This window comes from Neisseria sp. P0014.S002 (assembly GCF_051958295.1).
GTDB classification, from domain to species: Bacteria; Pseudomonadota; Gammaproteobacteria; order Burkholderiales; family Neisseriaceae; genus Neisseria; species Neisseria flavescens_B.
In genome coordinates, this window is record NZ_JBQCVO010000001.1 from 111169 (window position 1) to 135179 (window position 24011).

General features: G+C 50.1%; 25 protein-coding genes. 16 read left to right on the forward strand and 9 right to left on the reverse strand.

Annotated elements, in window-relative coordinates; all coding sequences use genetic code 11:
• Position 1: 1 nt before the first annotated feature.
• Positions 2 to 1384, reverse strand: a complete 1383-nt coding sequence (locus tag ACTHSX_RS00475) for an MFS transporter (protein ID WP_311457809.1) — start codon at positions 1382 to 1384, stop codon at positions 2 to 4.
• A gap of 202 nt (positions 1385 to 1586) precedes the next feature.
• A complete protein-coding gene (locus ACTHSX_RS00480) occupies positions 1587 to 2210 on the reverse strand; it encodes a lytic transglycosylase domain-containing protein (RefSeq protein WP_440376618.1) in 624 nt (207 codons plus the stop codon).
• A 173-nt stretch (positions 2211 to 2383) separates the two neighbouring features.
• Here ACTHSX_RS00480 and ppx point away from each other — a divergent pair, with 173 nt between their 5' ends.
• The 4 genes from ppx to ACTHSX_RS00500 all read left to right on the forward strand — a co-directional run bounded on the left by ppx (position 2384) and on the right by ACTHSX_RS00500 (position 5984).
• Positions 2384 to 3892, forward strand: coding sequence for an exopolyphosphatase (gene ppx / locus ACTHSX_RS00485; RefSeq protein WP_440376617.1), 1509 nt, complete (start codon positions 2384 to 2386; stop codon positions 3890 to 3892).
• An 87-nt stretch (positions 3893 to 3979) separates the two neighbouring features.
• On the forward strand, positions 3980 to 4351 hold the full coding sequence (gene rbfA / locus ACTHSX_RS00490; RefSeq protein WP_003685554.1) for a 30S ribosome-binding factor RbfA: 372 nt from the start codon (positions 3980 to 3982) through the stop codon (positions 4349 to 4351).
• A 69-nt stretch (positions 4352 to 4420) separates the two neighbouring features.
• Positions 4421 to 5335: a tRNA pseudouridine(55) synthase TruB gene (gene truB / locus ACTHSX_RS00495; RefSeq protein WP_440376616.1), complete on the forward strand. Its 915-nt coding sequence runs from the start codon at positions 4421 to 4423 to the stop codon at positions 5333 to 5335.
• 22 nt (positions 5336 to 5357) lie between these two features.
• Positions 5358 to 5984 carry an NAD(P)H-hydrate epimerase gene (locus ACTHSX_RS00500; RefSeq protein ID WP_440376615.1) on the forward strand — a complete coding sequence of 209 codons (627 nt, stop codon included), beginning with the start codon at positions 5358 to 5360 and terminating at the stop codon, positions 5982 to 5984.
• Between the two features lie 49 nt (positions 5985 to 6033).
• Here the strand turns inward: ACTHSX_RS00500 and ACTHSX_RS00505 are convergent, their stop codons facing one another.
• Together ACTHSX_RS00505 and ACTHSX_RS00510 are read right to left on the reverse strand one after the other, a co-directional pair.
• Positions 6034 to 6393: a CrcB family protein gene (locus ACTHSX_RS00505; RefSeq protein WP_254321811.1), complete on the reverse strand. Its 360-nt coding sequence runs from the start codon at positions 6391 to 6393 to the stop codon at positions 6034 to 6036.
• An 81-nt stretch (positions 6394 to 6474) separates the two neighbouring features.
• On the reverse strand, positions 6475 to 7152 hold the full coding sequence (locus ACTHSX_RS00510) for an energy-coupling factor ABC transporter permease (RefSeq protein ID WP_254321810.1): 678 nt from the start codon (positions 7150 to 7152) through the stop codon (positions 6475 to 6477).
• Between the two features lie 164 nt (positions 7153 to 7316).
• Here ACTHSX_RS00510 and ACTHSX_RS00515 point away from each other — a divergent pair, with 164 nt between their 5' ends.
• The 4 genes from ACTHSX_RS00515 (at position 7317) to ACTHSX_RS00530 (ending at position 12154) form a co-directional block, all read left to right on the forward strand.
• Complete coding sequence (locus ACTHSX_RS00515) at positions 7317 to 10370, forward strand: DNA translocase FtsK (RefSeq protein WP_440376614.1); 3054 nt, start codon at positions 7317 to 7319, stop codon at positions 10368 to 10370.
• 342 nt (positions 10371 to 10712) lie between these two features.
• Positions 10713 to 11408: an aquaporin Z gene (gene aqpZ / locus ACTHSX_RS00520; protein ID WP_063067881.1), complete on the forward strand. Its 696-nt coding sequence runs from the start codon at positions 10713 to 10715 to the stop codon at positions 11406 to 11408.
• A 147-nt stretch (positions 11409 to 11555) separates the two neighbouring features.
• Positions 11556 to 11888, forward strand: a complete 333-nt coding sequence (locus tag ACTHSX_RS00525) for a hypothetical protein (protein WP_440376688.1) — start codon at positions 11556 to 11558, stop codon at positions 11886 to 11888.
• Positions 11876 to 12154: an NF038104 family lipoprotein gene (locus ACTHSX_RS00530; RefSeq protein ID WP_440376613.1), complete on the forward strand. Its 279-nt coding sequence runs from the start codon at positions 11876 to 11878 to the stop codon at positions 12152 to 12154. Before ACTHSX_RS00525 ends, ACTHSX_RS00530 begins: the two co-directional genes overlap by 13 nt.
• Before the next feature lie 59 nt (positions 12155 to 12213).
• Here ACTHSX_RS00530 and radC read toward each other — a convergent pair whose 3' ends face one another.
• Positions 12214 to 12888 (reverse strand): RadC family protein, encoded by a 675-nt coding sequence (gene radC, locus ACTHSX_RS00535; protein ID WP_440376612.1) that lies wholly within the window; start codon positions 12886 to 12888, stop codon positions 12214 to 12216.
• A 476-nt stretch (positions 12889 to 13364) separates the two neighbouring features.
• On the opposite strand from radC, the gene ACTHSX_RS00540 reads away from it, so the two are divergent.
• The 6 genes from ACTHSX_RS00540 to ACTHSX_RS00565 all read left to right on the forward strand — a co-directional run bounded on the left by ACTHSX_RS00540 (position 13365) and on the right by ACTHSX_RS00565 (position 19515).
• Positions 13365 to 14489: an ABC transporter ATP-binding protein gene (locus ACTHSX_RS00540; RefSeq protein WP_063076462.1), complete on the forward strand. Its 1125-nt coding sequence runs from the start codon at positions 13365 to 13367 to the stop codon at positions 14487 to 14489.
• Positions 14490 to 14504: 15 nt separating this feature from the next.
• The gene (locus ACTHSX_RS00545) at positions 14505 to 15470 is read left to right on the forward strand and encodes an ABC transporter permease subunit (protein ID WP_004520792.1); all 966 of its coding nucleotides are present in this window, start codon (positions 14505 to 14507) and stop codon (positions 15468 to 15470) included.
• Positions 15470 to 16357 (forward strand): ABC transporter permease subunit, encoded by an 888-nt coding sequence (locus tag ACTHSX_RS00550; protein WP_440376611.1) that lies wholly within the window; start codon positions 15470 to 15472, stop codon positions 16355 to 16357. The genes ACTHSX_RS00545 and ACTHSX_RS00550 overlap by 1 nt, the downstream gene beginning before the upstream one ends.
• A gap of 148 nt (positions 16358 to 16505) precedes the next feature.
• Complete coding sequence (locus ACTHSX_RS00555; RefSeq protein WP_440376610.1) at positions 16506 to 17801, forward strand: NAD(P)/FAD-dependent oxidoreductase; 1296 nt, start codon at positions 16506 to 16508, stop codon at positions 17799 to 17801.
• A gap of 108 nt (positions 17802 to 17909) precedes the next feature.
• Positions 17910 to 18860: a thioredoxin-disulfide reductase gene (gene trxB / locus ACTHSX_RS00560; protein WP_049329772.1), complete on the forward strand. Its 951-nt coding sequence runs from the start codon at positions 17910 to 17912 to the stop codon at positions 18858 to 18860.
• Between the two features lie 169 nt (positions 18861 to 19029).
• A complete protein-coding gene (locus ACTHSX_RS00565) occupies positions 19030 to 19515 on the forward strand; it encodes a DUF4189 domain-containing protein (protein WP_137040593.1) in 486 nt (161 codons plus the stop codon).
• 71 nt (positions 19516 to 19586) lie between these two features.
• Here the strand turns inward: ACTHSX_RS00565 and ACTHSX_RS00570 are convergent, their stop codons facing one another.
• The 4 genes from ACTHSX_RS00570 to ACTHSX_RS00585 form a co-directional block, all read right to left on the reverse strand.
• Positions 19587 to 20027 carry a hypothetical protein gene (locus ACTHSX_RS00570; RefSeq protein ID WP_003682952.1) on the reverse strand — a complete coding sequence of 147 codons (441 nt, stop codon included), beginning with the start codon at positions 20025 to 20027 and terminating at the stop codon, positions 19587 to 19589.
• Positions 20028 to 20098: 71 nt separating this feature from the next.
• Positions 20099 to 20545, reverse strand: a complete 447-nt coding sequence (gene smpB, locus ACTHSX_RS00575) for an SsrA-binding protein SmpB (RefSeq protein ID WP_003679566.1) — start codon at positions 20543 to 20545, stop codon at positions 20099 to 20101.
• Between the two features lie 84 nt (positions 20546 to 20629).
• Entirely contained in the window at positions 20630 to 20845 is a 216-nt protein-coding gene (locus ACTHSX_RS00580) for a branched-chain amino acid ABC transporter (RefSeq protein ID WP_440376609.1), read from the reverse strand.
• Positions 20846 to 20920: 75 nt separating this feature from the next.
• Positions 20921 to 21124, reverse strand: coding sequence for a cold-shock protein (locus ACTHSX_RS00585; RefSeq protein WP_002217533.1), 204 nt, complete (start codon positions 21122 to 21124; stop codon positions 20921 to 20923).
• Positions 21125 to 21380: 256 nt separating this feature from the next.
• Between ACTHSX_RS00585 and clpS the strand changes: the two genes are divergently transcribed.
• Both clpS and clpA read left to right on the forward strand, forming a co-directional pair.
• Positions 21381 to 21692, forward strand: a complete 312-nt coding sequence (gene clpS, locus ACTHSX_RS00590; RefSeq protein WP_003679561.1) for an ATP-dependent Clp protease adapter ClpS — start codon at positions 21381 to 21383, stop codon at positions 21690 to 21692.
• Positions 21693 to 21695: 3 nt separating this feature from the next.
• Positions 21696 to 23975, forward strand: coding sequence for an ATP-dependent Clp protease ATP-binding subunit ClpA (clpA, locus tag ACTHSX_RS00595; protein WP_440376608.1), 2280 nt, complete (start codon positions 21696 to 21698; stop codon positions 23973 to 23975).
• Positions 23976 to 24011: the final 36 nt, after the last annotated feature.

A 24011-nucleotide genomic window follows, 5' to 3' on the forward strand; every position in this document is an offset into this window, starting at 1 on the left:
TTTACACTCCTGTGATAATTTTTTCGGCGGCCTCTTGGTCGAATCCTTTTTGCAAGGCCTTGATATAAATGGTTTGTTTGTCTGCGCTAAAGCTGATGCTTTCAACGCCTTCAATTTCGGTCAATTTTTGGTAGAGCAAATCCGGATTTTGTTGCCATTCGGCGTTAAGCGGATAGCTGAGGTTTTTGACAGGTTTCGGTGCCGGCGAAATGACTGCCAATACCAGCCACAGCAACATCAATACGCTACAAAAGGCAAATACGCCTACAAAACCGTATTTTTGGAACAATAAACCACCGGTTGCGCCGCCGACAAACAAGCCGACCGACTGCATGGTGTTATATACGCCCATCGCGGTGCCTTTCAAATCGGACGGAGCGATTTTCGACACCATAGACGGCAGGCTGGCTTCCAATACATTGAAACCAATAAAATAAACAATCAGATAAGCGGTAATCAACCATACCGAGTGCATTCCAAACAGCAAACCGATTTGCGCCGCGGCAATGCAGACGATACCAAGGATAAACACTTGTTTGAGCTTGTTGCGCGTTTCGCCGACGATAATCAGCGGCACCATAATAATCAGGCCGGTAATGGTTGAGGGCAGATAGACTTGCCAGTGATGGATTTTTTCCAAACCCAACTGTGTCATGGCAAACGGTAATGCGGTAAATAAAGCCATTTGCGCCGCATGCAAGGCAAAAATACCGAAGTCGAGATTGAGCAGCTGGCGGTTTTTCAATACCTCGCCCATACGAGAAGGCTGCGCCTGCGTGTCTTCGTGCATTTTTGACACTTCCGGATCAGGCGTCATCCAGGCAACCACGCCGATACTGATTACAGTCAGAATACCGGTCAACGCAAACAGGCCGGATACGCCGATAAAGCTGGCAATCATCGGCGCAAGCACTAGGCTGACGGAGAAGGTCAAGCCGATACTTAGGCCGATCATCGCCATCGCACGCGTCCGCACTTCGTTACGGGTCAAATCCGCCAGCAAAGCCGTTACCGCCGCGCTGACGGCACCCGCGCCTTGAATGGCACGCGCGGCAACCAACATCTGCAGGCTGTCGGCAACTGCGGCCAAAAAACTACCCGCCGCAAACACAATCAGGCCGGCATAAATCACTTTTTTACGGCCGAACTTGTCGGAAGCCATGCCCAAAGGTAGTTGCAGCAAAGCCTGTGTCAGCCCGTAAATACCCATCGCCATGCCGACCAGCACTTTATTGTTTTCTGCGCCGGGCAACGAAGCGGCATACATCGCCAAAACAGGCAACACCAAAAACATCCCCAACATACGCAGTGCGTAAACGCCGGAAAGTGTGGTACTGGCACGCCACTCGTGCGGAAACATTTGAATGCGGTTATCTCTTGCCATAAATAATGTTTCAGACGGCCTTAAGTTTGCGAAAGGCCGTCTGAAAGTATGAATTAACAGATTCTCTGATTATACAGGATTCAAAGGAATTGCATGGGGTCAAATCGCAAACCGTTTATTGCAAACCTGATCCATCGGTATAAAACGGTTTCAACTGAAAACCAACGTCACGCAAGATCTGTCCTATCTCATTTATCTCGAATCAACCCCACTGCCATCTATTTCGCCACGCGCCTAACACGGCATTCGGATATTTGTTACTACCCAAACTGCCGTTAAACCTTGCCAAAGCGCGGACAATATTGCCTTTTTCGATATTGTTGTAATGGCGAAGAATGGTGCAACCATAGCGCAGATTGGTGCGGATATCGAAAAGGTTGTGCGACGGATTGCCAATATAGTTTTTCCAAAACGGCATCACCTGCATCAAACCGCGCGCGCCCACGCCACTAATCGCATATTGGCGAAACGCGCTTTCCACTTCAATCAAACCCAAAATCACTTGGGTATTGAGTCCGGCACGACTGCTTTCATATTGAATATTAACCAACAGGCGGCGGCGCTCGCCCTCATCGGGAATGAAACGTGCCAATCGGGAAGACATCGCCGCCAACCAACGCTCCCCTTCCCTCGAATCGGCGAACACAAGCCGCGCAGGGCTGGCGCTATTGATCGAACTGCGCATTACGGAAGCCACATCATCGGCCAGCGTTTCTTCACGTTGCGCCCCCGCCCATGCGGTCGCAGGCGTCAAAAGCATGACTCCGCCGACTTGCAACAGACGGCGGCGCGATAAAAATAAGGAATCTTGGTTTTCCGATTTCATGTGTTTTCTCTTTTTAGGCCGTCTGAAAAGTTCAGACGGCCTTTGATATACTTGCTTAAAGTCAGCATTATAAAATACATCTATGAGCAGAATCAAAGAGCTGTATAGCTTTTATTGTCAAGTGATACCGCCTCAAGTAACATTTAGGTTTTTCTAATCAACCGGTATTTTTTATGACCACCACTCCCGCCAACGTTTTAGCCTCCGTCGACTTGGGTTCCAACAGTTTCCGCCTGCAAATTTGTGAAAACAACAACGGCCAGCTGAAAGTCATCGACTCGTTCAAACAAATGGTTCGCTTTGCCGCCGGCTTGGACGAACAAAAAAACCTGAGCGAAGCCTCTCAAGAACAAGCCTTGGAATGTTTGGCGAAATTTGGCGAACGCCTGCGCGGATTCCAACCCGAAAACGTGCGCGTGGTGGCCACCAATACTTTCCGCGTTGCCAAAAACATCGCCCAATTCCTGCCCCGTGCCGAAGCGGCGCTGGGTTTCCCCATCGAAGTCATTGCCGGCCGTGAAGAAGCGCGTCTGATTTACACCGGCGTAGTGCATACCCTGCCGCCCAAAGGCGACAAAATGCTGGTTATCGACATTGGTGGCGGCTCGACCGAATTTGTCATCGGCTCGGATTTGCAACCGCTGACCACAGAAAGCCTGCCTTTGGGCTGCGTAACGTACAGCATGCGCTTCTTCCAAAACAAAGTGACCGCCAAAGATTTCCAAGCCGCCGTTTCCGCCGCGCGTATCGAAATCCAACGCATCAGCAAAATGATGAAGCGTACCGGTTGGGATTTCGCCATCGGCACGTCCGGTTCGGCAAAATCCATACGCGACGTTTTGGCGGCCGAATTGCCGCAAGAAGCCGACATTACCGCCCAAGGCATGCGTTATCTTGCCGATAGGATTATCGAGGCCGGTTCGGTAAAAAAAGCCAAATTTGAAAACCTCAAACCCGAACGCATTGAAGTTTTTGCAGGCGGATTGGCTGTGATGATAGCGGCTTTTGAAGAACTCTCGCTGACCAAAATGACCGTTACCGAGGCCGCCCTCCGCGACGGCGTGTTCTACGACTTAATCGGCCGCAGCCTCAATGTCGATATGCGCGAACAGACAACGGCAGAGTTCCAAAAACGCTACCACGTCAGCCTCAACCAAGCCAAACGTGTTGCCGATACCGCGCAAGCCTTCATGAATAGCCTGTGCCACGTCAAAAACGTAACCGTTCAAGAGCTTGCCCTGTGGAACCAATATCTCAGCCGTGCAGGCCGTCTACATGAAATCGGTTTGGATATCGCCCATACCGGTTATCACAAACACTCCGCCTACATTCTCGAAAACGCCGATATGCCGGGCTTCTCACGCAAAGAGCAAACCATTTTGGCGCAACTGGTTATCGGCCATCGCGGCGACCTCAAGAAAATGGCGGATATTATCGGCGACAACGAAATCATGTGGTGTGCCGTATTGTCCCTGCGTTTGGCCGCCCTCTTCTGCCGCTCGCGCCTGCCGCTCGATTTGCCGCCGCAAACCCAGCTTCGCATCGATGAAAACAACCACAGCTTCATCTTGCGCATCAACGCCCAATGGCTGGAGCAACACCCCCTCATCGCCGATGCGCTGGACTACGAAAGCGCACAATGGCAAAAAATCGATATGCCTTTCTCGGTTCAAGCACAATAAACCGCGCTCCGTTATAATAGGCAGCTGTTCAAAATCCAAACCGCAGGCCGTCTGAAAACGACAGCCTGCCATACATCAAGGAAAACCATGAGAAAACCCCAACGCGGCTACGCCCGCCAAGACCGTGTCAAAGAACAAATCATGCGCGAACTGGCCGAACTCGTCCGCACCGGCCTGAAAGATCCGCGCGCAGGCTTCATCACCATCAACGAAGTCGAAGTTACCCGCGATTACAGCCACGCGACCGTGTTCTACACCGTCCTCGACGACAGCACGCGCGACATCACCGAAGAAGCTTTGGAACACGCCAAAGGCCATTTGCGCAGCGAATTGGCCAAACGCATCAAACTCTTCAAAACGCCTGAGCTGCACTTCAAATACGACGAATCACTCGAACGCGGCATGAGCATTTCCAGCTTGATCGACCAAGTGGCGGCGGAAAAACCGGTTGAAGACTGATTGATTAAAACACACAGGCCGTCTGAATGCTTTCAGACGGCCTGAACATTAACACTCCCCCTACTTAATATGACAGCCAAACCCACCAGACGCCCGGTCAACGGCGTTCTTCTTCTCGACAAACCCGAAGGTCTTTCCAGCAACACCGCCCTGCAAAAAGCGCGGCGCTTGTTCCGTGCCGAAAAAGCCGGGCATACCGGCGTACTCGATCCTTTGGCCACAGGGCTTTTGCCTGTTTGCTTCGGCGAAGCGACCAAGTTTGCCCAATATCTGATTGATGCCGACAAAGCCTATACCGCCACGCTGAAACTGGGCGAAGCCAGCAGCACGGGCGATGCCGAAGGCGAAATCATCGCCACCGCACGCGCCGATATTTCATTGTCCGAATTTCAGACGGCCTGCCACGCCTTAACGGGCGATATCCGCCAAGTTCCGCCCATGTTTTCCGCCCTCAAACACGAAGGCAAGCCGCTGTACGAATACGCACGCAAGGGCATCGTTATCGAACGCAAAGCGCGCGATATTACGATTTACTCCATTGATATCACTGAATTTGATGCACCCAAAGCCGTGATAGACGTACGTTGCAGCAAGGGTACCTATATCCGCACCCTCAGCGAAGACATCGCCAAACACATCGGCACATTCGCCCACCTGACCGCCCTGCGCCGTACTGAAACCGCCGGCTTTACCATTGCCCAAAGCCACACGCTCGAAGCCTTGGCAGAATTGGACGAAGCCGAACGCGATGCCCTGCTGCTGCCTTGCGATGTCTTGGTGCAACATTTCCCCAAACTTGAGCTAAACGACTACGCCGTTACCATGCTCAAACACGGCCAACGTCCCCAGTTCACTGAAAACATTTCCGCCGAACAGCCCATCCGTGTGTACAGCCGAGACGGCACATTTATCGGACTGGTGGAATATCAAAAAGAAATAGGCCGTCTGAAAGCCTTGCGCCTGATGAATACCGCCGACCAATAACTTCCTGCAAAGAGAGCCGATCATGAAAGTCTATACTGCCGCCCAAATGCGCGAACGCGAACAAGCAGCCGTCGATAAAGGCACGAGCTTCGACCAACTGATGGAAAACGCCGGCAGCTCTGCCGCCCGAGACCTCATGCAGCGTCATCCCCAAGCCGGACGCGCCCTGATCGTTTGCGGCAAAGGCAACAATGGCGGCGACGGCCTAGTCATGGCAAGATATATGCAGGCGCAAGGTTGGCATATCGATATTCTGTTTTCACTCGGAGAAAACCTCTCCCCTTTGGCTCAAACCAATCGCGAACGCCTCAACGGTTTGCCCCATATTAAATTGATATCCGCACAAGAACTGGAAGGCAGTCTGAAAAAAGGTTACGACATCATTATCGAAGGCATATTCGGTACAGGCTTCAGCGGCGCACTTCAAACCGAAATCGCCGCCCTCTGCCGCCAACTCAATCATTCAGACGGCCTGAAAGTCGCCCTCGATATTCCCACCGGCCTCAACTGCGACACCGCCGAAGCCGATCCCGACACATTCCGCGCAGACCTGACCTACACCTTTGCCGCCTACAAACCGGCACACTTAAGCGAGTCCGGCAAACCCTATTGTCAAGAAACCGTCTGTTTACCTATTGGCATTGATTAAATGCCTATAAAAAATAACAGGGTGCAATTTTGCACCCTGTTATTTTTGTTTACTTCCAAATCTGCGCCAATTTAATCCCCAGCGCCGTCAAACCAAACGAACCGAAAACATGCAGACAGGTTGCCATCAAAGCCATACCCCAACGTTGCGCCTGCATCAAACCCACCATCTCCACTGAAAAACCTGAAAATGTGGTTAAGCTGCCGAGAAAGCCGGTAATCCAAAGCAAACGCCATTGCGGATCGGTTAAGAGTTCCGCCAACACACCAATCAACAGCGCACCCAGCCAGTTTGCCGCCAATGTACCGATAGAAAAAGGCGCAGAAGACACCAGCAACAAGCCAAACAGCCAACGCAATACAGCCCCGATAGCGGCACCACAAACAATGGGAAAAATATAAGTAAACATAACAAGTTAAAAATTCAATTCAAAAACAGGTCATTCGGACATTTAGGCCGTCTGAAAACCAAGCAAGGATGCCTTCATATCTTATTGCCAAATCTTAGGCGCGGATTTCAAATACCTGTCGTCATCAAAAGTACAAATCCATTGCGGCTTGAGCGCGATAAAAATGGCTGTTGAAATACCGCTCAAAAATGCCTCCGCCCAAGCGATTAAGAAGAAAACAGGAAAGGCGGTTTTCCACAATACTGTCATATCAAACACATCCGCCCAGTCCAGCAAACCAACCAAAATTACGCCGGTAAACACCATGCCGACCGCCGCAGCCCAAAAACCATTCAGAAAAATAAAGATAAAGATATTGGCAGGCAAACGCGATACCCAATAGCGGAAACCCAAGTTCACCAACAAAGGCGGAAGCAATACGGACAAGGCATTGATGGGGAACATATGCCAATCGCCCCAAAGCCACAAATATGGAAAAAACAGTAAAACGCCAAGGCAGAACGCGGCAGAGGTGCCCAGCATTAAAGCCGTCAGGTTCAAGGCAAGCAAATGATAGCTCATGCCGGCCAGTTGTCCGCTTTCCGGGGAGGCATTCAAACTCCAAGCCAGCGGCAACATCACGGCAGCCACCAAGAATGCGGAACGATGCTGCGATACCGACACCCATGCCTGCTTTGCACACAAAGCAAAAATCACCAGCAACACAGGCCATGCCGCCATCACGACACCAACGGGAAACCATCCGTTTTGAAAAATCATCATCTCATCCGCAAAATGTTCAGACGGCCTATTATACGCGTCTCAAGCCATAGCTTTGACAATCCTGTCTGCCTTTGCCGTTAAAGCTTGTTTCGGCTGGTTTTGTTTACCCGAAAAAAGCGTTAGAATAACGGACTTTGCCGTTTAATTAAGGGGATGGACGCATGCTTTGGACAATATTGGCTTTAATTCTGCTGGCTGTCATAGCCGGCTTGTTCTGGTGGCGCCAGAAACAAGAGCAAAAGTGGCGCCAAGAATTGGCCCGACTCAGTGGCGACGAACAAGAAATAAACCAAGAAGACAGCCAGGTCGGTTTTTCCGACCAACTGAACAGCCTGAAACGTTTGTTCAGCATGAACAAGCGTTCTGCCGACAACCATAAAATCGCCCGCATCCGCCTGCTTTCCGCGCTCGAACACAATAAAACGCAACGCGCCGAAACAGATGAAGAGCACACAACAGAGCCAGTTACCGAAGAGCCGGAACACATCGCAGCTACCGAAGAAGAAATCAAAATTGCGCCTAAAACCCGCAAACCTGCCAAACCGGAACGTATTCCTAAAATCACACCGTTTGCACAAATGGAAGCTCCCGAATACAGCCCGTCTTTGGTGCAAAACAGCAATTTTGAAGAAATCACATTAGAAGAAGCCACCCGTTCCCTGCACGAAGCAGCGGTTGAAGAATGGAACGAGCATTTGGCCGAAAAAAATGCGCCGATTTACAAAGACGAAGTCGAAACCCCATTATTGCGTGCTTCATCCCTGCCGATGACCGGCATGGAAATCATCGACTACAACGACCCTATCTTGCGCCGCACACGCGAGCGTGCCTTGGCGCGTGCCAATAATGTCCGCGTGGCAGAAGCCAATGCGCCGCATATCGAAACCGTTCAGACAGCCTTAAGAACTGCCGAAAAAGAAGCCATCCTACCCTATACTTCCATGCAGGCATTCCCTTCTGAAATCCAAGCGGAAGATATTCACGACAACCTTGCCCGCCGTACCGCCGCCCGCCACAAACTGGCCGCGGCCGTCGCCCCTTTGCGCGATTACTCTCCGCGCACTATCGAAAATGACGAAATTCTGGCCAACTTGGGACAAATCAGCCGTCCTGCCAGCTTGCGCCGTCAAGTTCGCCATACCGAAGCTGCCGCCGAAAGATGGGCGCGTAAACAAGCTGCTACGGAAGCTGTTGCACCACAACCTGCCGCACCGGCAACGCCGTCACGTCCGAAACCGGCTGCTCCTGTTAAAAAATCCCCTTATATTTCCCGACCTGCTGCGCCAAACGCAACCGTAGTCGAGCCGCCTGCCGTACCTGTTGTCCCTATGGCTAAAACCGATATCCCCGAACCGCCCGTTTTCCAAACCACGATTGCGCCGATTGATATCCCCGAGCCGCCTACTTTTGAACATAAAATCCAAGTACCGATTTTTGATTCGCAAGTCAATGCGCACGTCAGCAACCAGCCTGAACGCAGCATCCGCGATTATTTAATCAGCGAATCTGCCGTCGAAGAAACGGAATTCGATGGCGAGCCGGAAGCACCTGTACAACCGGAAGCAGAAGCTATTCAAGCGGTTGAAACCATTGAACCCATTGAATCTGTTGAAACAATCGCAAGGCCGTCTGAATATATACAGACAATCGTTGAAACACCTGTTCAAAGCGTAGAACCAAGCGTTCAAGAGAGTACGCCAAGCGTAGTTCTTCCGACTTCAACAACACTTACCGAGGCACACCTGCCGACTACTGCCCTGCTTCTGCCGCCGCAGTTTGACCCAAGCGCCTCGCAAACTGAAGAACAGTTGTTGGAAAACAGCATTACCATCGAAGAAAAACTGGCGGAATTCAAAGTTAAAGTCAAAGTGATGGACTCCTATTCTGGCCCGGTCATTACGCGCTACGAGATTGAACCTGATGTCGGCGTGCGCGGCAGTGCCGTTTTGAACCTTGAAAAAGACTTGGCGCGCTCGCTTGGCGTGGCTTCCATCCGCGTGGTGGAAACCATCCCCGGCAAAACCTGCATGGGCTTGGAATTGCCCAATCCGAAACGCCAAATGATCCGCCTGAGCGAAATCTTCAATTCGCCTGCGTTTACCGAATCCAAATCCAAACTGACCCTCGCTCTCGGCCAAGACATTACCGGCCAGCCTGTTGTGACAGACTTGGCCAAAGCGCCGCATCTGCTGGTTGCCGGTACGACCGGTTCGGGTAAGTCCGTAGGCGTGAATGCCATGATTCTGTCCATGCTCTTCAAAGCAACGCCTGAAGACGTGCGCATGATTATGATTGACCCGAAAATGCTGGAGCTGAGCATTTATGAAGGCATTCCGCACCTGCTCGCTCCTGTCGTGACCGATATGAAGCTGGCAGCAAACGCCCTGAACTGGTGCGTCAACGAAATGGAAAAACGCTACCGCCTGATGAGCTTTATGGGCGTGCGCAATCTTGCCGGTTTCAACCAAAAAATTGCCGAAGCCGCCGCGCGTGGCGAAAAAATCGGCAGCCCGTTCAGCCTCACGCCTGAAAATCCTGAGCCATTGGAGAAACTGCCGTTTATCGTGGTTGTGGTAGATGAGTTTGCCGACCTGATGATGACTGCAGGCAAGAAAATTGAAGAACTGATTGCCCGTCTTGCCCAAAAAGCGCGTGCAGCCGGCATCCATTTGATTCTTGCCACTCAACGCCCAAGCGTGGATGTCATTACCGGCCTGATTAAAGCCAATATTCCGACACGCATTGCTTTCCAAGTGTCCAGCAAAATCGACAGCCGCACGATTCTTGACCAAATGGGCGCAGAAAATCTGCTCGGCCAAGGCGATATGCTGTTCCTGCCGCCCGGTACCGGCTATCCTCAACGCGTACACGGCGCATTCGCATCCGACAACGAAGTACACCGCGTCGTGGAATACCTGAAACAATTCGGTGCGCCTGACTATATCGACGATATTTTAAGCAGCGGTTCGACCGAGGACTTTACCGGCACCAGCCGCAGTAACGACAGCGACCTTGACCCCATGTATGACGAAGCCGTTTCCGTTGTCTTAAAATCGCGTAAAGCCAGCATTTCCAATATCCAACGCCAACTGCGGATCGGCTACAACCGCGCCGCCCGCCTGATTGACCAAATGGAAGCCGACGGCATTGTTTCACCGGCGGAAAACAACGGCAACCGTACCATCTTGGCGCAAAGTAACGACCATCTGGATTAATTTATTCTTGTTTAAAATTAAGGCCGTCTGAAAACTTTTCAGACGGCCTTTTTAAATCAGATAATGGGTTCAGAGATTTTGATCAAATTAATAATCTGTAAATAATATTACCTACAAAACCAAATGCTTTTGCATTAACGGCATTTACTTCGCTATTAAATAAATCCAGTCTCAATAAACAAAATTTGACCTGCCATATATATCTCCCTATCCATTTGTCGCCATTTTCAGACAGCCTTTTATCAAGGCCGGAAAAAACAGGTAAATCCATTTTTCGATTAGAAACAATATTATTATGATTCATGCCTTCGGCAACACCCCACCCTTTACGAGGAAAAACAAATGAAAAAATATTTTGCAGAATTTTTCGGCACTTTCTGGCTGGTATTTGGCGGCTGCGGCAGCGCGGTTTTGGCAGCAGCTTACCCTGAGCTTGGCATTGGCTTTGCCGGTGTCGCTTTGGCATTCGGTTTGACCGTACTGACCATGGCTTATGCTGTCGGCCACATTTCCGGCGGCCACTTCAATCCTGCCGTTTCCGTCGGCCTTTTCATCGGCGGTCGTTTCAACGGTAAAGACTTGTTGCCTTACATCGTATCCCAAGTTATCGGTGCGATTGCCGCTGCGGGCGTTTTGTATCTGATTGCTTCCGGTAAAACCGGTTTTGATGCTGTTGCTTCCGGTTTTGCCAGCAACGGTTTCGGCGAACACTCTCCTAACGGCTACGACATGATGGCTGCTTTGCTGATCGAATTCGTACTGACCGCATTCTTCCTGATCATCATCATGGGTTCTACCGACAAATTGGCTCCGGCCGGCTTCGCTCCTATCGCCATCGGCCTGGGTTTGACCCTGATTCACTTGATCAGCATTCCTGTAACCAATACTTCTGTTAACCCTGCACGTTCTACCGGTGTTGCCTTGTTCCAAGGCGGTTGGGCTGTTGAACAACTGTGGTTGTTCTGGTTGGCTCCTATTGCCGGCGCAGCAGTTGGCGCGGCTATTTACCGCTTCGTTTTGGCTAACGACGACAAATAATCTTGACGGAATGACATTCCCGGTGCGGCTGACACTCTAAACTGACCGTACCCAAGTTGCCGAGACACAAACGCACCGCCTGACTCAGACGGTGCGTTTGTTTTTGCCATGTTACAATACTTTCTTTTCCCACATTCTCAAACCATCATGCAAACCTTACCTTTTCAAACCGATATCGCCGCCAGAATGCTGGTCAATACCGAAAACGAAACCATCCATCCCGATGCCGTATTCGTACAAACGCAAAACGGCTACTGGATTGCTTGGCACGACCAACAAGCCGCCCTACTTGCCCCCAACACACCGCCCGATATTCCCTGCTTTTGGGTAGAAGGCACAGAAAGCTTGGAAGAGCTGGTAAGCATGGTAGAAAACGGCGAATTTGACGAAGTTGAAGAATTTGACGGCGATGATGATGCTTGGCAAGAAGCACTCGGGTGCGGCCATCATCACGAAGGACACTGCGGATGCAGTCATTGAGATGCACCAATCGCCTGATTCCGGCACTTGCCCTTTGCCTGACGCTTAACGGCTGCGTCGTAGGCGCGGCTGTCGATTTGGCCGCCACAACCGTCCTGACTGCCGGAAAGTTGGTTGTCAAAGGAACGGGGGCAGTGATTGATGCCGCCATTCCCGACGGTAAAAAAGACAAGGATAAAGAAAAAGAGAAGGAAAAAAGCAAAGAAAAGCCAAAATCGGAAGAAATCATCTATAAGGAAGAGTCCTCCGACGAAGTAACGCAATAATCCTTCAGACGGCCTCAGCAAGGTAACCAATCCTACTGAGGCCGTCTGAACATTCATCCTTACATATAGCCCTGTTCGCGCAAAGAACAGGTTTCTTTTGCCGTTACAATAAAATGGTCCAACAGCGTAATATCGACCAAACTTAAAGCCTGTTTCAAACGCTCTGTAAACTGCACATCAGATTCAGACGGCCTTGCCGAACCGCCCGGATGATTGTGTGCCAAAATCAAACTATCGGCGTATTCATCCAATGCCAATTTGACGATTTCACGGATATAAACCGTATTTTCCGCCACCGTACCGCGCGATAATTCCCGTACTCCAATCAATTGATTTTGACGGTTGAGCAGCAAAGCAACGCTGACCTCGATTTTTTCATGTCCAAGATGCAGACGCAGATAATCCGCAACCGATTTCGGATTTGACAAAACAATCTGCTCCTGCAAATCTTCACCCAAAATCCGCCGCCCGATTTCTTTGACCACGGCAAACTGAGTATAGCTCGCCAAACCCATACCCTTATAAGCAGCGAGTGTTTTGGCATCCGCACTCATCAGCTTCCCCAAACTGCCAAATTCACCCAACAAATAACGCGCCAAATCGACCGCGCTCATACCACGCGTTCCGACACGCAGCAAAATTGCCAACAACTCCGCATCGCTCAACGCCGCCGCACCATGCGCCAAGAGCTTCTCGCGCGGTCGTTCCCCTTCGGGCCATTCTTTGATACTCATGTTTTCCCTTTTATTTATATAGCGGATTTAGTTTCAATTCTGAGCAAAACCGCCTCACCCGATATAAAACGTCATCCATTATGGTTTTAGCAAACAAATGCAATTTGCGTATTTTATTCTATTTTGAATAATTATTTAAGACATATAAATAACAATTAAGCCACTTTGTGCAGAAAAACAACGTTACCCATTTTCGCTATCCTGTTCCCCTGCCTGCCTTTCCTTTCCTATTTGTTTCAAATCAGCCGATACAAGTAATTTCATATTGCCCCTATGAGGCTTAGGCTAATATAATATCGAGTTTGCCGAGAGCAAAAGCTTAGGCTTAAACTGCTTTCTATCCACGCTGCCCGTGCGCTTTACAAGAGTTTCAGACGGCCTCCGTCCGACTCCCGCCAGCAATCAAACAGCTTTTTATCACCCATTCGAAAATCCGTTTTGCCGGTACTCGTCTTTCTTTTTGGAGTATTGCCATTATGACCGCAACCACTGCGTCTTCAGCCAAACCTTATCTGCAAATCCAAGGCTTGGTGAAAAAGTTTGGTGACAATTACGCTGTCGATAACATCGACTTGGACATTTATCAACATGAAATCTTTGCCCTTTTAGGTAGCTCAGGCAGTGGCAAATCCACGCTGCTGCGCATGTTGGCAGGCATGGAAAGCCCAAATCAGGGCAAAATCATTCTCGACGGCCAAGACATTACCAAGCTTGCTCCGTACGAGCGCCCAATCAACATGATGTTCCAAAGCTATGCCCTGTTCCCGCACATGAGCGTTGAGCAAAACATCGCTTTCGGTCTGAAACAAGACAAAATGCCTAAAGGTGAAATCGATGCCCGTGTCGAAGAAATGCTGCGCCTGGTGCAAATGACCAAATACGCCAAACGTAAGCCGCACCAACTCTCCGGCGGCCAGCAGCAACGTATCGCTTTGGCGCGCAGCCTAGCGAAACGTCCTAAAATCCTGCTGCTTGACGAACCATTGGGCGCACTCGATAAAAAACTGCGTCAACAAACCCAACTGGAATTGGTCAACACGCTGGAACAAGTCGGCGTAACCTGCATCATGGTTACCCACGACCAAGAAGAAGCGATGACCATGGCTACCCGTATCGCCATTATGTCCGACGGCCAATTGCGCCAAGTCGGCACCCCTAGCGACGTGTACGATTATCCTAATAGCCGCTTTACTGCCGAATTTATCGGCGAAACCAATATTTTTGACGGTGTCGTCATTGATGACCGTGCCGATTTCTCCATCGTCAAATGTGACGGCTTGGAAAACCATGTCCGCATCGACCACGGTTTGGGCGTTCCGAACGACCATGAAATTTGGATCAGCATCCGCCCTGAAGACATTGATTTGCACAAAGAGAAACCGGAACACTTAGGCGCGCACAACTGGGCCCAAGGTACAGTCAAAGAGATTGCCTACCTGGGCAGCTTCGCGATTTACCACATCAAACTCGCCAACGGCCGTGTCGTTAAGAGCCAAGTTCCCGCACCTTATTGGTATGTGCGCAACATTACTCCGCCGACTTGGGACGAGACCGTCTATATCAGCTGGCCTGAAAACCAACCTACGCCTCTGTACAGTTAATTTGAGGGAAATGCAATGGACCTTAAAAAACTGAAAAAGAAACTGTTCCGCCGTCCTGGACAGCGTGCAGTTATTGCCGTGCCGTATATTTGGCTTTTGATTTTGTTTCTGATTCCGTTCGCCATCGTATTGAAAATCAGCTTTGCCGAACAAGAAATCGCCATTCCGCCATTTACGCCGTTGACAACGATTGATGAAGACTTAGGCCGTCTGAACATTGCCATCAGCTATCAGAACTACGCCGACATCTTCCAAAACTTTTGGAATACGCTTAATCCGTTTGGCGACAGTGAAAACAGCAATATCTATTTGATGACCTACTGGTCTTCGATTAAGACCGCGCTGACGACAACCATCATCTGCCTGTTGATTGGTTATCCGACCGCTTATGCCATTTCACGCGCCAATCCGGCTGCGCGTAACGGCCTGCTGTTGGCAATCATGCTGCCTTTCTGGACCTCTTTCCTGTTGCGTGTTTACGCATGGATGGGCTTATTGGGTCACAACGGCATCATCAACAATTTCTTAATCAAATATGGAATCATCAGCGAGCCTTTAGACCTGTTCTACAATGCTTTCTCGCTGAATTTGGTGATGGTTTACGCCTATCTGCCGTTTATGATTTTGCCGCTGTACACACAACTGGTAAAACTGGACAACCGTCTGCTCGAGGCCGCTTCCGACTTGGGTGCAGGTCCGATCAAATCATTCTTTACCATTACCCTGCCTTTATCCAAAACAGGCATTATCGCAGGCTCTATGCTGGTCTTCGTGCCGGCCGTCGGCGAATTTGTAATTCCTGAATTGGTGGGTGGTTCTGAAAACCTGATGATCGGTAAAGTCTTGTGGCAGGCATTCTTCGACCAAAACAACTGGCCGCTGGCTTCTGCCGTCGCCGTCGTTATGGTTGCCCTGCTGGTTGTACCAATTGCCCTGTTCCAGCACTATGAAAACCGCGAATTGGAAGAAGGAGGCAAATAATGCAGAAAACCAAATTATCCTGGTTCTTGAAACTGATGCTCCTGCTCTCGCTGGCATTCCTCTATATTCCGCTGGTGGTTTTGGTCATCTATTCTTTCAATGAATCCAAACTGGTTACCGTTTGGGGCGGTTTTTCAACCAAATGGTACGGCGCATTGATGGGAAACGACACCATCTTGGAAGCGGCCTGGCTGTCATTGCGTATCGCCATCGTTTCCTCACTTGCCGCCGTAGCACTCGGCACATTGGCAGGTTACGCCATGGCGCGCATCAAGCGCTTCCGCGGCAGCACCCTGTTTGCCGGTATGATTTCCGCGCCTATGGTGATGCCTGACGTGATTACCGGTTTGTCCATGCTGCTGTTGATTATTCAGGTGCAAATGTTCCTGCAAGGCAGTGAATTGCTGCAATCGCTCTACTTCGATCGCGGTTTCTTCACCATCTTCCTCGGCCACACCACGCTTTGCATGGCATACATTACCGTCGTTATCCGCTCGCGCTTGGTGGAATTGGATCAATCCTTGGAAGAAGCGGCTATGGACTTGGGCGCCCGTCCGCTGAAGATTTTCTTCGTGATTACCCTGCCGCTGATTGCCCCTGCGATTGCTTCCGGCTTCCTCTTGGGCATTACCCTGTCTTTGGACGACTTGGTGATTACCTCCTTCCTGTCAGGTCCGGGTTCATCGACATTGCCGCAAGTGATTTTCTCCAAAATCAAACTCGGCCTTGACCCTCAGATGAACGTTTTGGCAACCATCCTGATCGGTATCATCGGTACGCTGGTGATTGTCGTCAACTACTGGATGATGCGTCAGACAACCAAACGGGAACGCGAGGCTGCCGAAGCCTACCGCCAAGAAAAATTGGCAGCCGAGAAAGCCGCCTAACATGCAGACAGGCTGTCCGATAAAGTGTCGGAACAGCCTGTTTTATTAACTGCATCTTATCCTTTCAGACGGCCTGAACCCAAACCCACATTCCAGGCCGTCTGAAAACCAATTTCAATGAAGTGAAAACCAACCTAAAGCTCAAATCATGATCAATCCCAGCTTCAAAGAATACCTTCCTTCCTACTATGTCAGCACGGCCAATCCCCATCCTTCTTATCCGACGCTTGAAGGCCGTCTGAAAACTGAAACCTGCGTTATCGGCGGCGGCCTGTCCGGCTTATGCACCGCTCTACCACTTGCCGAAAACGACCATGAAGTCATCGTACTTGAAGCCGCCCGTATCGGTTTCGGCGCATCAGGTCGTAGCGGCGGACAAGTCATCAGCGACTTTGCCTGCGGCATGGAAGAAATCGAAAAACAAGTCGGTTTGGAACAGGCCCAATGGTTCTGGCAGCAATCTCTGCAAGCCGTTGAACTGGTTGACTCGCGCATTCAAAAACACAATATCCAATGCGATTGGCAACGCGGCTACGCTACCGTCGCCGTACGTCCTCAGCACTGGGAAGAATTGCAACAATGGCACGAACACGCCCAAAAACATTATGGCGCAAGCCATTACCAGCTTTGGGATAAAGCCACGCTGAAGCAGCAACTTGTCAGCGATATGTATCAAGGCGCGCAATTTGATCCTTTATCCGGCCACTTACACCCGCTTAACTATACCCTAGGCATTGCCAAAGCAGCAGCCGATGCAGGCGCACAACTTTTTGAGCAATCCCCGATGACACGTATCGAACCATGCGATAACGGCTGGCTGGTTCATACGCCCAATGGCAGCGTTGAGTGCAAAAACCTCGTTTATGCCGTCAATACTTATGCAGGTTTACACCCAAAATTCAAAGTATTGGAACAAAAAGCCATTGCAGTCAGCACCTTTATCATCGCCACCGAGCCTCTGGGCGAACGCACCAAAGACCTGATCCGCAATAATATGGCCATCTGCGACAACCGCCACGTCCTCGACTACTACCGTCTCAGCGCCGACGGCCGCCTGCTCTTCGGCGGCAAAGACAACGAGTTTATCGATGACCCTGACTGCATGACCGAACTCGTCCGCCAAGACATGCTGAAAGTTTTCCCGCAACTTGCCGATGTCAGAATCGAGCATTCTTGGGGCGGCGAATGCGACATTACGCGCAACCTCGCCCCACATTTCGGCCGCCTTGCCCCTACCGTTTTCTACGCCCAAGGCTATTCCGGACACGGCATGGCGATTACCGGTATTGCCGGTTTGGCGATTGCCGAAGCCATCATGGGTGATGACGGCCGTCTGAAACCTTTTGAGCAACTGCGCCACAGCAACATTATTACCCAGCCTTTCCTGCGCAAACTCGGCTCTTTCCTCGGCTCAAAATACTATCAATGGAAAGACAGCCACTAGACCCAAGCAACAAACATATTTCAGACGGCGGCAGATTCAAGTAAAATTCAGGCCGTCTGAAAGCTTAGATACGACAAAATTCAATCATTTATCAGCAAGGAAACCATCATGAGCAACCATCATAAACTCATCATCCTCGGCTCCGGCCCTGCCGGCTATACTGCCGCCGTCTATGCCGCCCGTGCCAACCTCAACCCTGTAATCATTACAGGCGTTGAGCAAGGCGGACAACTGATGACCACCACCGAAGTGGACAACTGGCCTGCCGATGCCGAAGGCGTACAAGGTCCGGAACTGATGGCCCGTTTCCAAGCTCATGCCGAACGCTTCGGTACTGAAATGATTTTCGACCAAATCCACACCGTTGATTTGCAAAACCGTCCTTTTACCCTCAAAGGCGATATGGGCGAATACACCTGCGATGCGCTCATCGTTGCCACCGGCGCATCCGCCAAATATTTAGGCTTGCCTAGCGAAGAAACCTTTGCCGGAAAAGGCGTTTCCGCCTGCGCAACTTGTGATGGTTTCTTCTATAAAAAACAAGATGTTGCCGTAGTTGGTGGTGGCAATACCGCTGTGGAAGAAGCCCTCTACCTTGCCAATATCGCCAACACCGTTACCCTGATTCACCGCCGCGACAGCTTCCGCGCCGAGAAAATCATGGTGGACAAACTGATGCAACGCGTCGAAGAAGGCAAAATCATCCTCAAGCTCAACAGCTCGGTTGATGAAATCTTGGGCGACGAAAGCGGCGTTACCGGTGCGCGCCTGAAACACAATGACGGCAGCACTGAAGAAATCGCTGTCAAAGGCGTTTTCATCGCCATCGGCCACAAACCTAATACCGATATCTTCAAAGGCCAACTCGATATGGATGAAACCGGCTACCTGAAAACCAAAGGCGGTACCGGCGACAATGTCGGCGCAACCAATATCGAAGGCGTATGGGCGGCAGGCGATGTCAAAGACCATACCTACCGTCAAGCCATCACCAGCGCAGCTTCCGGCTGCCAAGCCGCGCTGGATGCCGAACGCTGGCTCGACCGCCACGGCGTATAAGCCTCTAAGCTACGCCCTATTCTTTAAAACATAATAAAAGGCCGTCTGAAATTTCAGACGGCCTATAATCTATTACCACACTCAAATATTCATTTTAAAAGCAAATTTATATCAAATAAGTACTTTTGCTTTATAATAACGACAAATACCCAACAAACAGGGAACAAACATGAAAAAAACACTAACGACACTTATCCTTTGCGCACTGACTCCTGCCGCCCTGGCTGCCGATACTTACGGCTACCTGGCGATGTGGCAAAACCCTGCCGACAGCAATGAAGTGCTGCAAATCAAAACCACCAAAGAAAATGCCACCCAACTGGATGCGACAGCCGAACTCGAAACATTCTGCAAAGGCCAAGATGCCTTAGCCGGTATCGGCGCAGGCCAAGCAACAGGCTGTAAAACAGTTGTCCCTCTGCACAACACCTGTATCGCTGTTGCCTACCCTAAAGCCATGGGCAAATTGACTGCGCAAAACGTTGTGGCCATTACCTCCCCTCGTTTCAAAACCGTGCATCAAATTGCCTTGAACCAGTGTATCAAAAAATACGGCTCACAAGGACAATGCGCTTTAGAAACAGTCTATTGCACTTCCGAAACCTACTATCAAGGTACGGTTAAAACCCTTTGGGAAAAAATCAAATCCATCTAAGGCCGTCTGAAAATAAAACCGGCTTGCCCGATATTCTCCATATCACGCAAGCCGGTTTTTTATTCTGGCTTTTATTTGCTGTTTTTTTCCAACAATTTGGCCACTACGCCTTCAGCCTGTTTCACCAAGTCAGGGTTAGTTCGGAAGTGGTTTTCATCATTCAAAGAGTAGCTGACAGTAGAAACCGCGTACTTCGTGCTTCTCAACACAAATACACCTTTACGCAAGATTTCGTTATTGCCTTTGGTTTTGTAACGCAGATTATACGGGCAAGAAGAATCATACAGTTTGCCACGGTTATCCGCTGTCACAATAGTGCTGCCAATGCCGCGTTTTGCCAAAGCTTTAGACAAAGCACGATCCAAATCATGCGGTCTTACTTTTGCATTTTGAATGATGCAGACATGTTTGATGCTGGTCAGCTCTTCAGGTTTCAATACTCTTTGTTCCGTAGTGGAACACGCGCCCAGCAATAATACGGCTGAAGCCGCCGCTAAAATCATGGTTTTCATCTGTTTTCCTTTTTAAAATTTTCAAACAATAAATATTCAGACGGCCTTTACAAAAAGGCCGTCTGAAAAAATCAACGTACGTTTTTCATTAAACGCTGTTTCTCACGCTTCCAATCCGCTTCTTTCAGGCTTTGGCGTTTATCGTGCTGTTTCTTACCCTTGGCCAAACCGATTTCCACTTTGATTCTACCTCGGGTGTAATGCAGGTTTAAGGGCACAATCGTATAACCGGCGCGTTCGGTTTTACCGATTAACTTGTTGATTTCCGATTGTTTCAACAACAACTTACGAGGGCGGACAGGATCGGGTTTGACGTGTGTCGAGGCAGTGGGCAATGCGGTAATGTGGCAGCCCACCAAATAAAATGCGTCTTTTTTCCAGTAGATATAGCTTTCTTTTAATTGCACGCGTGCAGCGCGGATGGCTTTGACTTCCCATCCCTCCAATACTATACCGGCTTCGATTTGGTCTTCAATAAAGAAATCGTGAAAGGCTTTTTTATTATTGGCAATACTCATTATGCTGATTCTTTACAAACTTTTCAGACGGCCTATTTTATCAGGCATGCTTAAAAAATAAAACGGCAAACGCCTTTGAAACGTTTATTCGCTTAAAACATGGCGGCGGTAAAAGCAGTCTATATCGGCAATGGCTTTTTCATCTTCAGGCCGCAAATCCAGTTTCAAATCGGCAAGGCGGATCAAGATTTGGTCTTCACGCTCGGCAACGGCGCAGCTGACCTCGCCTTCGCTGCGAAAATGACGGATAAGCTCGTCTAGCTGCTTTAAAGCATTTTGATAAGATGAATTTTGACTCATAATTTTTAACCCGAACGTCCATAAAAAATGGCGGGAAACCCCGCCATGATTTTACGGCTTATGCCGCGCATTTGATTAAGCAGCTTGAATGTTAGCAGCTTGTTTGCCTTTAGGGCCGGTGGTTACGTCGAAAGACACGCGTTGGCCTTCTTTCAGGGTTTTGAAACCTTCCATGTTGATCGCTGAGAAGTGAGCGAACAAATCTTCGCCACCTTCATCAGGAGTGATGAAACCAAAACCTTTAGCGTCGTTAAACCATTTTACGATACCGGTTGCCATTAGAAACTTCCTATACTTAAAAATTAACAAAATCAGCAAAACAAGGCATACAGCAAACTAAAACGTTCAGCGTTTCTCCCACGTATTGCATACGCAGTCGAGTGCCAACTTCTGCTTAACCGTCTTTTTACATTTGTTAAGACAAAACGTCAAGCTATGTTTTCAAAAAAGTGGGAAAATAGAAAAAAATTGCCGAAATACAACAGAAAACGGTTTGCAATCAAAACAAGCCGTCTGAAAACTGAAACCTAAGATTATGAACCATCCGAATACCGACCACCAATCCGATACCCTGCTCAGCGATATCAACACACAGCCGCCGAAACGTTACGGCGTATTTTTATTGAACGACGATTACACCACCATGGAATTTGTCGTCGAAATCCTGACCGAAGTCTTTATGCTTGCACAGGAACAGGCCGTGGCCGTTATGCTGCTGGTGCACCACGAAGGCAAAGGCCTGTGCGGCACCTACACGCGCGATATTGCGCAAACCAAGCAACATCAGGTCATGGAACGCGCCAAAGCTGAAGGGCATCCGCTCAAATGTATAGTCGAAGAGGTTTAAACCATGCTTTCACCCGAATTGGAACACATCCTGCAACTGCTCTACCGTGAAGCACGCAACGCGCGTTATGAGTTTATCAGCTTGGAACACCTGCTTTTGGTGCTGATAGAAGAAGATGCGGCTGTGCCGAACGTCTTGAAACTGTGTGGTGCGGATTTGAAAGTCCTATCCGAGCAGCTTGCGGCCAGCGTTGCAGAAAACACGCCGCAAATTCCCGATCATCTTCTGGATACGGTCGAAACACAGCCGACATTGGGCTTCCAACGCGTCATCCAACGGGCAATGGTGCATACCCAGTCTGCCGGGAAAGCCGCAGTAGAGCCTTTGGATATTTTGGTTGCCATGATGAGCGAATCCGAAAGCCATGCGGTTTATTTCCTCAAATTGCAATCCATTACACGCTTTGAAGTCTTACGTTGCATTGCCCATGGCGCGCCCGATGACGAGGATGGCAATGATTCAGACGGCCTGGGACGCGAGGGCGAAGAAGCGGAACAAAAAACCGGCTCCCTTTCCGACTACACCGTCAACCTCAACGCCGAAGTCAAAGCCGGCCGTATCGACCCTTTGATTGGTCGCAAACACGAAATGGAACGGCTGGTGCAAATCCTGTGCCGCCGCCGCAAAAACAATCCGCTTTTGGTCGGCGAAGCTGGCGTGGGCAAAACCGCGCTGGCGGAAGGTTTGGCACATCAAATCGTCAACGGCGACATTCCCGACGCACTGAAAGAAGCCGAAGTGTACGCACTGGATATGGGTTCACTTTTGGCGGGAACGAAATACCGCGGCGACTTTGAAGCGCGGGTCAAATCCATCTTGAAACAGCTCGAAAAAATCCCACACGCCATTTTGTTTATCGACGAAATCCACACCATCATCGGCGCGGGCAGCACCAGCGGCGGCACGATGGACGCATCCAACCTGCTCAAACCCGCATTGGCGAAAGGCTCGCTGCGCTGTATCGGCGCGACCACTTACGACGAATACCGCACCATTTTCGACAAAGACCACGCCTTAAGCCGCCGTTTCCAAAAAATTGACGTGGTCGAACCCACCGTTTCCGAAACCGTACAAATCCTGCGCGGCTTGAAACCGATGTTTGAAGATTTCCACCAAGTCCGCTATACGCAAGGCGCACTTGAAGCCGCCGCCGAACTCTCCGCCCGCTACATCAACGAGCGTTTCCTGCCCGACAAAGCCATCGACGTAATGGACGAAGCAGGTGCGGCGCAACGGATTTTGCCTAAATCCAAACAAAAAAAAGTCATCGGCAAAGCGCAAATCGAAACCGTCATCGCCAAAGTTGCGCGGATTCCCGAAAAAACCGTGTCGCACGACGACAAACAAGTGTTGCAATTCCTCGGCCGTGATTTGAAAAACATGGTTTACGGTCAAGAAAATGCCATCGATGCACTGGTTGCCGCCGTCAAAATGTCGCGTTCCGGCCTCGCCCTGCCCGACAAACCGATAGGCAGCTTCCTCTTCTCCGGCCCGACCGGCGTCGGCAAAACCGAAGTCGCCAAACAGCTTGCCTACTCGATGGGCGTACCGCTGCAACGCTTTGATATGTCCGAATACATGGAACGCCACGCCGTATCGCGCCTCATCGGCGCACCACCGGGCTACGTCGGCTTTGAACAAGGCGGCCTTTTAACCGAAGCCGTCAACAAACAGTCGCATTGTGTGTTGCTCTTGGACGAAATCGAAAAAGCCCATCCCGACATTTTCAACGTTCTCCTGCAAGTCATGGACGCAGGCAAACTGACCGACAACAACGGCAAGAGTGCCGATTTCCGCAACGTCATTCTGATTATGACCACCAATGCAGGCGCAGAAAGCCTCAGCCGACCCAGCCTCGGCTTTACTGCCAAACGCGAACGCGGCGACGAAATGCAGGCAATCAACAAACTCTTCACGCCCGAGTTCCGCAACCGTTTGGACGCGATTATCCCGTTTGCGCCCTTGTCCGAACCCATCATCGTCAAAGTCGTGGACAAATTCCTGCTCCAGCTCGAACACCAACTTCTCGACAAAAAAGTCGAAGCCGAATTCACACCGGCATTGCGCAAATATCTGGCGGAAAAAGGTTTCGATCCGCAAATGGGCGCTCGCCCAATGAACCGCCTGATTCAGGAAAAAATCCGCAAACCGCTCGCCGACGAACTCCTGTTCGGCAAACTCGCCGAAGGTGGTTTTGTGCGGATAGACTGGGATGCAGCAAAAGAAGAAGCCGTGTTGAAGTTTAAGAAAAGCAAGGTCAAACCTGAAGCAGAAACTGTTTAACCGACTGAAAAATAAAAGGCCGTCTGAAATTTCAGA

Excerpts from the sequence above, each read along its gene's own strand:
- trxB (WP_049329772.1), top strand. The coding sequence starts at position 17,910 with ATGAGCAACCATCATAAACTCATCATCCTCGGCTCCGGCCCTGCCGGC.
- ppx (WP_440376617.1), top strand. The coding sequence starts at position 2,384 with ATGACCACCACTCCCGCCAACGTTTTAGCCTCCGTCGACTTGGGTTCC.
- radC (WP_440376612.1), bottom strand. The coding sequence starts at position 12,888 with ATGAGTATCAAAGAATGGCCCGAAGGGGAACGACCGCGCGAGAAGCTC.
- rbfA (WP_003685554.1), top strand. The coding sequence starts at position 3,980 with ATGAGAAAACCCCAACGCGGCTACGCCCGCCAAGACCGTGTCAAAGAA.
- ACTHSX_RS00550 (WP_440376611.1), top strand. The coding sequence starts at position 15,470 with ATGCAGAAAACCAAATTATCCTGGTTCTTGAAACTGATGCTCCTGCTC.
- ACTHSX_RS00475 (WP_311457809.1), bottom strand. The coding sequence starts at position 1,384 with ATGGCAAGAGATAACCGCATTCAAATGTTTCCGCACGAGTGGCGTGCC.
- ACTHSX_RS00565 (WP_137040593.1), top strand. The coding sequence starts at position 19,030 with ATGAAAAAAACACTAACGACACTTATCCTTTGCGCACTGACTCCTGCC.
- ACTHSX_RS00545 (WP_004520792.1), top strand. The coding sequence starts at position 14,505 with ATGGACCTTAAAAAACTGAAAAAGAAACTGTTCCGCCGTCCTGGACAG.
- clpA (WP_440376608.1), top strand. The coding sequence starts at position 21,696 with ATGCTTTCACCCGAATTGGAACACATCCTGCAACTGCTCTACCGTGAA.
- aqpZ (WP_063067881.1), top strand. The coding sequence starts at position 10,713 with ATGAAAAAATATTTTGCAGAATTTTTCGGCACTTTCTGGCTGGTATTT.
- clpS (WP_003679561.1), top strand. The coding sequence starts at position 21,381 with ATGAACCATCCGAATACCGACCACCAATCCGATACCCTGCTCAGCGAT.
- ACTHSX_RS00530 (WP_440376613.1), top strand. The coding sequence starts at position 11,876 with ATGCAGTCATTGAGATGCACCAATCGCCTGATTCCGGCACTTGCCCTT.
- ACTHSX_RS00480 (WP_440376618.1), bottom strand. The coding sequence starts at position 2,210 with ATGAAATCGGAAAACCAAGATTCCTTATTTTTATCGCGCCGCCGTCTG.
- ACTHSX_RS00585 (WP_002217533.1), bottom strand. The coding sequence starts at position 21,124 with ATGGCAACCGGTATCGTAAAATGGTTTAACGACGCTAAAGGTTTTGGT.
- ACTHSX_RS00500 (WP_440376615.1), top strand. The coding sequence starts at position 5,358 with ATGAAAGTCTATACTGCCGCCCAAATGCGCGAACGCGAACAAGCAGCC.
- smpB (WP_003679566.1), bottom strand. The coding sequence starts at position 20,545 with ATGAGTATTGCCAATAATAAAAAAGCCTTTCACGATTTCTTTATTGAA.
- ACTHSX_RS00555 (WP_440376610.1), top strand. The coding sequence starts at position 16,506 with ATGATCAATCCCAGCTTCAAAGAATACCTTCCTTCCTACTATGTCAGC.
- ACTHSX_RS00580 (WP_440376609.1), bottom strand. The coding sequence starts at position 20,845 with ATGAGTCAAAATTCATCTTATCAAAATGCTTTAAAGCAGCTAGACGAG.
- ACTHSX_RS00540 (WP_063076462.1), top strand. The coding sequence starts at position 13,365 with ATGACCGCAACCACTGCGTCTTCAGCCAAACCTTATCTGCAAATCCAA.
- ACTHSX_RS00510 (WP_254321810.1), bottom strand. The coding sequence starts at position 7,152 with ATGATTTTTCAAAACGGATGGTTTCCCGTTGGTGTCGTGATGGCGGCA.
- ACTHSX_RS00515 (WP_440376614.1), top strand. The coding sequence starts at position 7,317 with ATGCTTTGGACAATATTGGCTTTAATTCTGCTGGCTGTCATAGCCGGC.
- ACTHSX_RS00505 (WP_254321811.1), bottom strand. The coding sequence starts at position 6,393 with ATGTTTACTTATATTTTTCCCATTGTTTGTGGTGCCGCTATCGGGGCT.
- ACTHSX_RS00525 (WP_440376688.1), top strand. The coding sequence starts at position 11,556 with ATGCAAACCTTACCTTTTCAAACCGATATCGCCGCCAGAATGCTGGTC.
- ACTHSX_RS00570 (WP_003682952.1), bottom strand. The coding sequence starts at position 20,027 with ATGAAAACCATGATTTTAGCGGCGGCTTCAGCCGTATTATTGCTGGGC.
- truB (WP_440376616.1), top strand. The coding sequence starts at position 4,421 with ATGACAGCCAAACCCACCAGACGCCCGGTCAACGGCGTTCTTCTTCTC.